We start from the raw sequence: 11,888 nt of genomic DNA on the forward strand, positions 1-11,888 counted from the left end.
CCTCGCGCAACGACAAGCTGACCGTGCGGGTTCGCACGGTGGCGATGTCGTGCGCGTGCGCCCTGCATCGCCACCGCGTCGCGTCCGCCCGGTCCTGTCAACGACTGGGGGATTATGATGCATTGGATTTCAAAGAGCGGCCTTTTCATTCTAGCGGGCCTGTCCACGCCGGCCTGGGCCGATGATGCGGGCGATGTGATCGTGACCGCGCTGCGCCAGCCGCAGGCGATTGAACAGGTGGCGTCGAGCATCACCATCATCGACAAGCCGGCGATCGACGCCGCACAGGCGCTGGCGGTGTCCGACCTGCTGATCCGCACGCCGGGCGTCAGCTTCACCCGCAATGGCGGCTATGGCACGGCGACCTCGATCCGCATTCGCGGCGCGGAGGCCGACCAGACCGTGCTGGTCATCGACGGCGTGAAGTTGGCCGATCCGTCCTCGACCGGCGGCGGCTATAATTTCGCGACGCTGATGACCGGCGATACCGACCGGATCGAGATATTGCGCGGTCCACAGTCGATCCTCTGGGGCAGCCAGGCGATTGGTGGCGTGGTGAACATCGTCACCGCACGGGCCGAACGCCCGATCGAAGGCAGCTTCGATATCGAGGCGGGATCGCGCGATACCGTCAGCGCCCGCGCTGCGCTGGGCGGACGACAGGGCGCGATCGACTGGCAGGTCGCGGGCAGCCGCTTCACGACGGAGGGCATCTCGGCGATCAGCCCGCGCTTTGGCGCCAAGGAGAAGGACGGCTACACCAACGGCACGCTCAACGGGCGTCTGGGCGTCGCGCTGGCGCCGGGCGTGTCGATCGATATGCGCGGCTATTATGCCAAGGGGCGCACGGATATCGACAGCGCCGGCGCCATTCCCGACAGCCCCGAATATTCGGAAGTCGAGGAATGGATCGGCTACGCCGGCCTCAACGCCGATCTGTTCGGCGGCGCGCTGCGCAATCGCCTGTCCTTCAGCCGCAGCGAGACGCTGCGCGACAACGTCAATCCCGCCCGCAAACTGCGCCAGACCAGTTTCACCGCCAGAGGCGAGACGAAGCGCTACGAATATCAGGGCGTGCTCACCATCGCGCAGGGCTGGACCGCGACCTTCGGCGCGGAGCGCGAGGAGCAGCGGATGCGCACGGCTTCGCCTTCCGATAGTTTGGCTGCCTACGCCACGACCCGCGGGTCTGCCGATATCGACAGCCTCTATGCCCAACTGAGCGTCGAGCCGCTGGCCGGCCTGACCGTCAATGGCGGAGTGCGCTACGATCATCATTCGACCTTTGGCGGCAACACGGTCTTCGGCGCGGGCGCGGCCTGGGCGCTGGTCAAGGACCGCACGATCCTGCGGGCGAGCTATGGCGAGGGCTTCAAGGCGCCGACGCTCTACCAGCTCTACAGCGATTATGGGAACACCGCCCTGGTCCCCGAAAAGGCCCATGGCTGGGACGCCGGCATCGAACAGCATCTGTTCGACCATGCGCTGATCCTGTCGGCGACCTGGTTCGATCGCAGCACCGACAATCTCATCACCTATAATGGCTGTCCGACGACCAACCGGCCGCCGCTCTGCTATGCGCCGGGCACGACAACGCCGCGCTTTGGCTATTATGCCAATGTCCAGCGCAGCGAGGCGCACGGGCTGGAACTGGCCGGCGTCGCCCATGTCGGTCGGCTGACGATCGACGGCAATTATAGCTGGGTGTCCGCGGAGGATCGGTCGCCGGGCCTGAACTATGGCAACCAACTGGCGCGGCGACCGCGCCATGCGGCCAATGCGACAGCGCGGTACGACTGGGCGTTCGGCCTGAGCACCACCGTGGCAATGCGCTGGTCGGGCAAGGCGCTCGACACCGCGCGCACCAGCGCCACGGTCGCGCCACTGGTCAACGCGGCCTACACGCTGGTGGATTTGCGTGCCGAAATGCCGGTCATGGGCAAGCTGACGCTATTCGGCCGGGTCGAAAATCTGTTCGACGAATATTATGAAACCGCGCGGCGCTACGGTCAATTGGGCCGCAGCATTCATGCTGGCCTGCGGGCGCGGTTCTGATCCCCCCTGACAAGGAGCGTATGACCATGGACAGCCTGCCCCCTGCCGCCGCCCGCCATCTCTGGATCGGATTGATGACGCTGGCCAGCACCATAACCACTCTGGCGCTGGCCTGCGCCACGCCTTTCCCCGCCCTGGCCGCCCTGGCCGCGTTGCATGTCCGCCGGCAGGACGGCATCATCCTGATGCTCGCGGCCTGGGCGGTGTCGCAGGGGGTGGGCTATTGCCTGCTGGGCTATGAAACGACTGTGGAGAATGGCGTCTGGGCCGGGACCATGGCGCTGGCGGCGATCGCGTCGCTGCTCGGCGCGGATGGTGCGGCGCGCCTGTTGCCGCACGCGCATCCGGCGGTGCGGCTGGTCGTGGCCTATGGGGCAGCGTTCGCTACGTTCAAGATGGCCGTCCTGGCGGGCGCGTGGGCGCTCGATTCCGGCTGGGCGGCCTTCGCGCCGGATGTAATGGCGCGGCAGTTCGGGCGCTACGCCATGATCCTGGCCGGCCTGCTGGCCTTGCAACATCTGGCCGACCGCAGCGGCCGGCTGCGCCGTGCGGCGACCGCCTGATGTTGCGCGCGGTCGAGGATGGTCCGGCGGTGGTGGTGTGCAGCAGTTGCCGCCACTCGCCGGGGCAGCGGGAAGATGCCGATGGCGTGCGCGGCGGTGCGCGGCTGGCGGAGGCGCTGCGCCGGGTGAAGGCCGGGTCGGACCGCTATGACGGGGTGGCGGTGCAGGACATGCCCTGCCTCTTCGCCTGTTCCGACCATTGCGCCGTCCATCTGCGGGCGCCGGGGAAGATCGGTTATGTGCTGGGGCGCTTTACGCCCGACGAGGATGCCGCGCGCGCGATCCTCGACTATGCGGCGCATCATGCCGCGAGCGCCCATGGCCAGGTGCCTTATGCCGACTGGCCGCAAGGGGTGAAGGGCCACTTCATCGTGCGTCTGCCGCCTGCCGGGTTCGTCGCCACATGAGCCTGTTTCCCACCGAGGCGGCGTTCGACGCCGCGCTGGCGTCCCTGCCGCGGGCCGACCTGGCCTGCCGCGCCGCTGCCGCAGCGCGTCAGGGGCAATTGACAAAGCCGGCCGGGTCTTTGGGTCGGCTGGAGGAGATCGCCATCTTCCTGGCCGGCTGGCAACGGCGCGCGCGCCCGCATATCGATCGCGGCCGGGCAGCGGTCTTTGCGGGCAATCATGGCGTGACGCGGCATGGCGTCAGCGCCTTTCCGCCCATAGTGACGGCGCAGATGGTCGCGAATTTCGCCGCAGGGGGGGCCGCTATCAACGCGCTGGCGGGCGCAGCCGGGCTGGATCTGCATGTCGTGCCGATCGACCTCGACCGCCCGACCGAGGATTTCACCGTCGCTGCGGCGATGAGCCAGACGGATTGTCTGGCGGCGCTCAATTGCGGCGCGGACATGGTCGATCCGGGCCTGGACCTGCTGCTGCTGGGCGAGATGGGCATCGGCAACAGCACCGCCGCTGCGGCTTTGTGCCAGCGCAGCTTTGGCGGCAGCGCGAGGGAATGGGTCGGCGCGGGGACCGGTGTCGATGCGCATGGCCTGGCGATGAAGCGACAGGTGGTCGAACTCGCCATGGCCTATCACGCAGACGCCCCGATGACGCCGTTCGAGACGTTGCGCCGGGTTGGCGGGCGGGAGATCGTCGCCATTGCCGGTGCCATGTTGGCGGCGCGGCATCGTCATGTGCCGGTGGTGCTCGACGGGTTCATCTGTGCGGCGGCGCTGGCGCCGCTGGCGGTGGCCATGCCTACGATCACCGATCATATTATTGCCGGACATCGATCCGCCGAGGCGGGTCACGGGCGGCTGCTCGACCGGCTGGGGCTGAGGCCATTGCTCGACCTCGACATGCGGTTGGGCGAGGGTAGCGGCGGCGCAGTGGCGGTGGCGGTGATCCGCACCGCGCTGGCGGCGCATGACCAGATGGCGACCTTCGCCGATGCGGGCGTGTCGGCGGGCGGATGAGCGGCACGCTGCTCCATCTGATGCGACATGGGGCGCCCGAATTGACCGGGCGATTGCTGGGACATGCCGACTGGCCCGCCACCGATGCAGGCATCGCCGCCTGCGTGGCGCGCGCCCATACGCTGGAGGTGGAAGTCATATCATCGTCCGATCTGACGCGCGCGCGCCAGGCGGCGACCGCCATCGCTGCGCAGCGCGGCATCGCGCCGCGGACCGACCCGCGCTGGCGGGAACTGGACTTCGGCGCCTGGGACGGCGCCGATCCGGCGACGCTGGATCAGTCGTCGCTTGCGTGTTTCCACGCTGACCCCGACGCCTGTCCGCCCCCCGGAGGCGAGCGCTGGTCTGCGCTGGTAGCGCGGGTCGGTGAGGCGATCGCCGCTCTTCCGCGCCGACCGACGCTGGTCGTGACCCATGGCGGCGCGATGCGCGCGGCGCTGGCGGCATTGTGCGGCTTCGACCAGCGTCAGATCTGGACAGTCGATCTGCCCTATGCCGCCTGCCTCACGCTGCGCCTCTGGCCGGGCGACCGGCCCTGGGCGCAGCTTGTGGGGTTGGTGACATGAAGGGCTTGATCCTTGCGCTGCAATTTCTGACGCGATTGCCCCTGCCGAGGGTGGAGGCGGACGGGACGGCGTTCGCCGCCGCGATGCGCTGGTTCCCGGCGGCGGGCCTGATGATCGGCGGGCTGGTGGCCGGCGCGGCATGGGCCGGCGCCTGGATCGATGCGTGGATCGGCGCGCTGCTGGCGCTGGTGGCGTGGGTTTGCGTAACTGGCGCGCTGCATCTGGATGGACTGGCCGATCTGGCCGATGCGACGAGCGCGGCGCACAAGAATCGCGAGCGGTTGCTGGCGGTGCTGGCCGATCCCCATGTCGGCGCCATGGGCGCCACCGCGGTGGCGTTGCAGTTGATCGCCAAGCTGGTGCTGCTCCATGGCCTTGTGGAATCGAAGGCATTCGCTGCGCTGCTGTTGATCCCCTTCGCCGCACGGATTGGGCCGCTGCTCTGGAGCCGCTGGCTGCCGCCTCTGCATGACGGCCTTGGCGCGCAATTCCGCGCGGTCATCCGCCCCGCCGATCTGGCGCTGTGGGGCGTCATGCTCCTCGCCGTCGCTTTCTGGATGCCGGCGCTGCTGGCTATGGCGCCGCTGGCCGGATTATGGGGCTGGTGGATTCTCACGCGCATCGGCGGCATTTCCGGCGACAGCCATGGCGCGGGTATCGAATTGCTGGAAAGCGGCCTTCTGCTCACAGTTATCGTGTGGGCGCGAGCGTCATGACGCGCTGGACCCATCATGGCGGGAAGCTGGACGACGCGCGGCGGTGGTTCGGCGAGGGGCAGGCATCTTGGATCGACCTGTCGACCGGGATCAATCCCAATGGCTGGCCGGTCGAACAGGCGCCCGCGATCAACTGGCGCGCCTTGCCCGGTGACGCACAACTGGCCGCGCTGGAGCAGAACGCGGCGCGGCATTTCGGCGTCGATCCCGCTTATCTGTGCGCGCTGCCGGGAAGCGAGGCGGGCTTGCGCTCACTGAGCGGCATCATATCCGGCGCTATCGTGCACGGCGCAGCCTGTTACCGCACCCATCGCGACATCCATCCGGACAGTATCGCCTTCACCCCCGGCGTCGATGATTCCGCCTTGCCGGACGGCAAGATACTGCTGCTTGCCAATCCCAACAATCCCGACGGGCGCCTGCTGGACAGGGCGGCGCTGGACGGGCTGCTGGAGCGGCAGGGGGCAAGTGACGGCTGGCTGGTGCTGGACGAAGCCTTTGCCGACAGCCTGCCGGCTATCAGCATGGCGGATCGTGTCGCGGACGACCGGCGGCTCATCATCTTTCGTTCTTTCGGCAAATTTTTCGGCTTGGCGGGCGTGCGACTGGGCTTTGTAATCGGGCCGCGCGCGATCATCGCACGGTTTCGCGAACGGCTGGGCAGTTGGCCCCTATCAACCGCAGCGCTGGTCATCGGCGCGAGTGCCTATGCGGATCGCGACTGGATCACCACCACGCGGGCGCAGCTGATCGAACAGGGGAAGGGGCTGGACCAGCTCTTGCGCGCGCGCGGCCTGAGTCCGCAAGGCGCTTGTCCGCTGTTTCGCCTGATCGTTGCCGAGGATGCCGCGGCATTGTTCGATCATTTGGCCCGGTGCGCGATCCTGACCCGGCCGTTCGACGAAAATCCGCGCTGGCTGAGGATCGGGCTGCCCCGCGACGCCGCTGCGCTGGCGCGGCTGGATCGGGCGCTGACCGATGGCTGAACCTGTGGCTTTGCTGGCGTTGGCGATTGAGGGGGCGATCGGCTGGCCCGATGCGCTGAATCGGCGCATCGGCCATCCGGTGGGCATTTTCGCGGCGATCATCGTCTGGTGCGATCGGCGCTGGAACCGGCCGGAATTGGCCGATTGGACGCGATATGTGGCGGGTATCGGCTGCGTGCTTCTGTTGCTTGTCGTCGCGACCGTGGCGGGGCTTTTGCTGCAATGGGGCCTGCATCGCATTGCGGGACGCTGGGCCTGGATTTTCATCATGCTATGCGCCGTGCCGGGTATGGCGGCGGGCAGTCTCTACCGGCATGTGCGCGCGGTGGCGGCTCCCTTGCAGGCGGGCGATCTTGGTGCGGCGCGTATGGCCGTCGCCATGATCGTGGGCCGCGATACCGATCGGCTCGATAGCGCGGGCATCGCGCGCGCCGCGATCGAGAGCCTGGCCGAAAGCTTTTGCGATGGCGTGATGGCGCCGCTCTTCTGGCTGGTCATGGGTGGCTTGCCCGGCCTGTGGGCCTATAAGGCGATCAATACCGCCGACAGCTTGATCGGCCATCGCGAGGAACGGTGGCGCGCCTTTGGTTGGGCGGCGGCGCGGCTCGACGATTTGCTCAATCTGATCCCCGCGCGTCTGTCCGGCTCGTTGCTGTGCCTGAGTGCCGGACGGGGCTTGCGCATCATGTTGCGCGACGCGCATCGCCACGCATCCCCCAATGCGGGTTGGCCGGAGGCGGCGATGGCGGGTGCGCTTGACGTTCGGCTGGCGGGGCCGATAGCCTATGATGGCGTGTCGCAGGACAAGCCGTGGATCGGATCGGGCCGATTACATCTCGCCGCCGCCGATCTCCATGCGGCCTTGCGCATCTATCTGCGCGCCTGTCTGCTCCTTGGGCTGGCGGCCGCCCCCTTCGCATGGTGTGACTTATGACGATTTTGTTGGTGCTAGGTGGCGCACGATCAGGCAAAAGCCGCTATGCGCTCGCCCGCGCCGAAGCCATGTCGGGCGATTGCCTGTTCGTCGCGACCGCTCAGGCGCTGGACAGCGAAATGGACAGCCGTATCACGCGCCACAGGGCGGAGCGCGGCGACCGCTGGCGCACGATCGAGGAACCGATCGCGCTTGCGGCGATCGTGCAGAGGGAATCACGCCCGGAGCGCATATTGCTGATCGACTGTCTCACCCTTTGGGCATCCAACCTGATGATGGCGGAGCGGGACATCGATGAAGCGGTGGCTGCTTTCGTTGCGGCGCTTCGACAGGCGCGGGGGCAGGTGATCCTGGTCGCGAACGAGGTGGGGTTGGGTATAGTCCCGGACAATGTGCTCGCGCGACGGTTCCGGGATGTCGCGGGCACCATCAACCAGGCGGTGGCGGCCTGTTCCGACGAAGCGATGTTCCTGGCCGCCGGCTTGCCGATGCGGCTGCGCTGACGGCGTCTTATACTCTACGCTTGGCAACAACAGTAACGATTGTTACTATGAGTCGAGATAAGAGAGGAACATCGAGGCCATGCCAGCCTATCCCCAGACCATTCATTTTGTCGGATTGAACACACCCGTCGGCATCGAATGGGCCGCCCGCAATCTGGACGTCATCGGCGCAATCCCCGCAGAGATAGACGGCGCCTTTTTCCGCGCTGTCCCGGACCCCGCCCATGCCCCGATGTTCGATGACGATATAGTGCTGTCGGGCGACGGCATGGTCGCGAAATTCACCATCCAGGGGGGCAAGGTGGATTATGCCATCCGCTATGTCGAAACCGAGCGCCACGCGCTGGAAAAGGACGCCCGGCGCGCTCTGTTCGGTCGCTATCGCAACCCCTTCACCGACGATCCCGCCGTGGCCGGCCGCGACCGCACCGTCGCGAACACCACGCCGGTCTGGCATGGCGGGCGACTGTTGATGACCAAGGAGGATGGCCTTGGCTATGAGGTCGATCCCGACACGCTGGAGACGATCGGCCGGTGGAATTATCATGGCGCCTTCACGTCGCAGACCTTCACCGCGCATCCGCGCGTCGACCCGCACACCGGGGAGATGTTCTTCTTCGGCTATGAAGCGGACGGGCTGTGTTCGACCAAGGTGGCCTATGGTGTGGCCGACCGGGACGGCAATCTGGTGTCGGAACACTGGTTTGATCAGCCCTATTGCTCGACCATCCATGATTTCGCAATCACGCAGCAATATGCCATCTTCCCGATTTTTCCGACCACGGCCGATCTCGACCGGTTGAAGTCGGGCGGCGCGCATTGGGCGCATCAGCAAGATCTGGACAGTTGGGTCGGCATCATGCCACGCGACGGCAAGGTGGCGGAGATGCGCTGGTTCCGCGGGCGGCCGGGCGTGTCTGCCTTTCACATTGTCAACGCCTTTGACGATGGCGATCTCGTTCATCTCGACCTCTGCCTGTCGGACACCAATGCGTTCGGTTTCATGCGCGAAGCGGGCGGCATCCAGCGCGACCAGCGCGAGATAAGCGGCGGCCTGACCCGCTGGACCTTTGATCTGTCGAAGGCGGGAGACGGGTTCGAGGAGCGGCTGATCGGCCCGCCGGGCGACATGCCGCGGCTGCGCGATGCGGACCAGGGGCGGCCCTATCGATCGGCCTGGTATCTGTCGATGAACCCGCAGGGCGGTCCGCCGCTGCCGGGCGGCCCGGTCGGTTTCGCCTTCAACGCGCTGTTGCAGATCGAACCGGGCAATGGCCGCATCGACATGATGGGGCTGGAATTCGGCATGGCGATCAGTGAGCCGGTCCATGTTCCATCGGCACAGGCGGGGCATGACGGCTGGCTGCTGATGGTGGTCGATCGCCAGGCGGGGGAGGCGGATTTTAAGTCCGAACTCTGGGTGGTGGACGCAAACGCCATCGCCGCCGGGCCGGTCGCGCGCGTGCCGATGCCCCTGCCGATGCGCGCGCAGGTCCATGGCGCCTGGGTGTCGGCGGCGCAATTGGCGAGCGCGAAGGCGCACCAAGCCGCTTGACAACATACTAACGATCGTTACTTAACAACGGCGAGGCAAAGACCTCTCCGTCCTGAACGGAACAGACGCAAGGCCCTGGCCGGGCAAAGAGGATGGCAAGGCAGGCAGGCGCACAGCGCCGCCCCCACCGGAACCGGTAATGGCTGGTCCGGCGCTTCCTCCCCTGCGCCTGGCGGCCATCATATGAGGGAGGAAAAGATAATGGCGACAATCTGGAAGAGCCGGTTTCACGGGCGTGTAGCGGGTTTGGCGTTGGCGGCGGCGATGATCGCCGCGCCCGCACTGGCGCAGGAGGCGGCGACGCCCGACCAGCCCGCCGATCAGGCCGGCGCAGCCGACATCATCGTCACCGCCCAGTTCCGCGCGCAGAATTTGCAGGATACGCCGATCGCGATCACCGCGGTGTCGGCCGATACGCTGGCGGCGCGCAGCCAGACCAGCGTGACGGACCTGGGTCAATTCGCGCCCAACGTGGCGCTGGCCCCCGCGACCAGCATCCAGGGCAATGCCGTGGCCGCCTTTATCCGCGGCGTGGGGCAGCTTGACGCCAGTTTCGCGCTGGAGCCGGGCGTCGGCATCTATATCGACGATATCTATTATGGCACGACCTTCGGCGCGGTCATGGACCTGACCGACCTGGAGCGGGTCGAGGTGCTGCGCGGGCCGCAGGGCACGCTGGCCGGCAAGAACAGCGTCGGCGGCGCGGTGAAGCTGTTCAGCAAGAAGCCGGATTCCACGGCGGGCGGTTTTGGCGAGGCGACCTATGGCCGGTTCGACCGGCTGGAACTGCGCGGCAGCGCGAATATTCCGCTGACCGACGACCTGTTCCTGCGCGTGTCGGGCGTGTCGAAAAATGTCGATGGCTATATGAAGCTGCTCGACTATGGCTGCGTCAACCCGACGTCGGGCATCCCGGCCACCAGCGGCAACAAGAACTGCCAGATCGGCACCGAAGGCGGGATCGACGTGATGGCCTTGCGTGCCGCGCTGCGCTACGCGCCGGCCGGATCGCCGCTGGAAATCAACATCGTCGCCGATGTGTCAAAGGACAAGAGCGAGACGGTGGCGACCAAATTGCTCTACGCTGACAATCCGTCGGTGCGCAGCTATGTCGCGGGTGATCCGACCGCAGGCATCCCGTTCGACAGCCGTTTCATGACCGGGGCGAAGAGCTATAGTTCCTACGCGACCTATGCGACCGGCGGCAATTATACGACCGTGTTCGGCATCCCGACCCAGATCGCGCCGGGCGGCTTCACCGCCAGCCCGACCAGCACGGTCAAGGCATGGGGCCTGTCGGGCACGATCGACTATGACCTGTCGGACAGTCTGAAGATGAAATCGATCACTGGCTATCGCAGCGCCGACGGCACCAGCGCGATCGACGTCGATGGATCGCCGCTCGCGATCCTGTTGCAGCAATTCACCTACGGTCATGAGCAGTTCACGCAGGAACTGCGCCTGAGCGCCAATTTCAACGATCTGGTCGACCTGACCGTCGGCGGCTTCTATTATAACGCCACCGACACGATTCAGGGCCGCAGCCAGATCCCGACCTTGTTGTTCGATTTCCTGTCGGACGACGTGATCAAGAATCGCAGCATATCGGCCTTCGCCCATGGCGAGTTTCATGTGACCGACGCTTTCAATATCATCGGCGGTCTGCGTTATACCGACGACAAGAAGACCTATCGCTATTCGCGCCGCAATGTGGACGGCAGCTTGCCGAGCGGCGCCTTCTTCACGCCCAATTTCCTGCTCGTCGGGCTGGATGGGCTGACCGGCACGTTCAAGGGCAACCGGGTCGATTACCGTATCGGCGTCAATTATCGCTGGTCGGACGAACTCATGACCTACGCCCAGCTATCGACCGGCTTCAAGGGGGGCGGCATCAATCCGCGTCCGTCCGCGCCCGACCAGGTCCAGACATTCGGCCCGGAAAAGCTGACCACCTATGAAGCCGGGTTCAAGGCCGATCTGCTTGGCCGCATGCTGCGCCTGAACGGCGCGGTGTTCCTCAACAAATATAACGACATGCAGCTCGTCCGCTACCAGTGCCCGGAAAGCATCGTCCTGTCCTGTTCGGTGCCGTCCAATGCGGGCGACGCCGAAGTGTTCGGATGGGAGCTGGAAGCGCAACTGCGCCCGGCGGACGGTCTGTCTTTCGATGCGTCGGTCGGCTATCTGGATTTCGACTATAAGACGATCACCAACCCGGCGACGCTGGTGACGAAGGACATGATCGCGCCGTTCATCAGCAAATGGCAGCTGTCGGCGGGCGTGCAATATGAAGCGGACCTGGGCGGCAACGGCACGCTGACGCCGCGGATCGACTGGTCCTGGCGCTCCGATTTCTATTATAATTCGGTCAACAACCCCTATAATCTGATCGACGCGCCCAGCCTGGTCAATGCGCGGCTGACCTATCAGGCGGCGGACAAGGACTGGTCGCTCAGCGTGGGCGTCACCAATGTCTTCGACACATTCTACTATAATGGCGTGGCGGAGAATGTCGGCACCTTCGGCGTCGTCACCGGCACCGTGGGCCGTCCGCGCGAATGGACCGCGACGGTCAAGAAGAGCTTTTGAG

At 66.1% G+C, this 11,888-nt stretch carries 11 protein-coding genes; all 11 read left to right on the forward strand.

Annotation, left to right across the window (positions count from 1 at the left end):
* Positions 1-114: 114 nt before the first annotated feature.
* The 11 genes from V473_RS20555 to V473_RS20605 all read left to right on the forward strand — a co-directional run bounded on the left by V473_RS20555 (position 115) and on the right by V473_RS20605 (position 11,887).
* Positions 115-2,055 (forward strand): TonB-dependent receptor plug domain-containing protein, encoded by a 1,941-nt coding sequence (locus V473_RS20555; protein ID WP_148648478.1) that lies wholly within the window; start codon positions 115-117, stop codon positions 2,053-2,055.
* 26 nt (positions 2,056-2,081) lie between these two features.
* Positions 2,082-2,618 (forward strand): hypothetical protein, encoded by a 537-nt coding sequence (locus tag V473_RS20560; protein ID WP_129926858.1) that lies wholly within the window; start codon positions 2,082-2,084, stop codon positions 2,616-2,618.
* On the forward strand, positions 2,618-3,025 hold the full coding sequence (locus tag V473_RS20565) for a DUF1636 domain-containing protein (RefSeq protein ID WP_066609172.1): 408 nt from the start codon (positions 2,618-2,620) through the stop codon (positions 3,023-3,025). The genes V473_RS20560 and V473_RS20565 overlap by 1 nt, the downstream gene beginning before the upstream one ends.
* A complete protein-coding gene (gene cobT, locus V473_RS20570) occupies positions 3,022-4,038 on the forward strand; it encodes a nicotinate-nucleotide--dimethylbenzimidazole phosphoribosyltransferase (RefSeq protein WP_066609173.1) in 1,017 nt (338 codons plus the stop codon). The genes V473_RS20565 and cobT overlap by 4 nt, the downstream gene beginning before the upstream one ends.
* Complete coding sequence (locus tag V473_RS20575) at positions 4,035-4,604, forward strand: histidine phosphatase family protein (protein ID WP_066609174.1); 570 nt, start codon at positions 4,035-4,037, stop codon at positions 4,602-4,604. Before cobT ends, V473_RS20575 begins: the two co-directional genes overlap by 4 nt.
* A complete protein-coding gene (cobS, locus tag V473_RS20580; protein WP_066609175.1) occupies positions 4,601-5,320 on the forward strand; it encodes an adenosylcobinamide-GDP ribazoletransferase in 720 nt (239 codons plus the stop codon). The genes V473_RS20575 and cobS overlap by 4 nt, the downstream gene beginning before the upstream one ends.
* Positions 5,317-6,306, forward strand: a complete 990-nt coding sequence (locus tag V473_RS20585) for a threonine-phosphate decarboxylase (protein WP_066609227.1) — start codon at positions 5,317-5,319, stop codon at positions 6,304-6,306. Before cobS ends, V473_RS20585 begins: the two co-directional genes overlap by 4 nt.
* Entirely contained in the window at positions 6,299-7,240 is a 942-nt protein-coding gene (cbiB, locus tag V473_RS20590; protein ID WP_066609176.1) for an adenosylcobinamide-phosphate synthase CbiB, read from the forward strand. Before V473_RS20585 ends, cbiB begins: the two co-directional genes overlap by 8 nt.
* On the forward strand, positions 7,237-7,743 hold the full coding sequence (gene cobU / locus V473_RS20595) for a bifunctional adenosylcobinamide kinase/adenosylcobinamide-phosphate guanylyltransferase (protein ID WP_066609177.1): 507 nt from the start codon (positions 7,237-7,239) through the stop codon (positions 7,741-7,743). Before cbiB ends, cobU begins: the two co-directional genes overlap by 4 nt.
* 79 nt (positions 7,744-7,822) lie before the next feature.
* Entirely contained in the window at positions 7,823-9,298 is a 1,476-nt protein-coding gene (locus V473_RS20600) for a lignostilbene-alpha,beta-dioxygenase NOV2 (RefSeq protein ID WP_066609178.1), read from the forward strand.
* Between the two features lie 201 nt (positions 9,299-9,499).
* Positions 9,500-11,887 carry a TonB-dependent receptor gene (locus tag V473_RS20605; protein WP_066609179.1) on the forward strand — a complete coding sequence of 796 codons (2,388 nt, stop codon included), beginning with the start codon at positions 9,500-9,502 and terminating at the stop codon, positions 11,885-11,887.
* The last annotated feature ends 1 nt before the right edge of the window (position 11,888 follow it).

The sequence above is a fragment of the Sphingobium cupriresistens LL01 genome (genome assembly GCF_001046645.1).
GTDB lineage: Bacteria > Pseudomonadota > Alphaproteobacteria > Sphingomonadales > Sphingomonadaceae > Sphingobium > Sphingobium cupriresistens.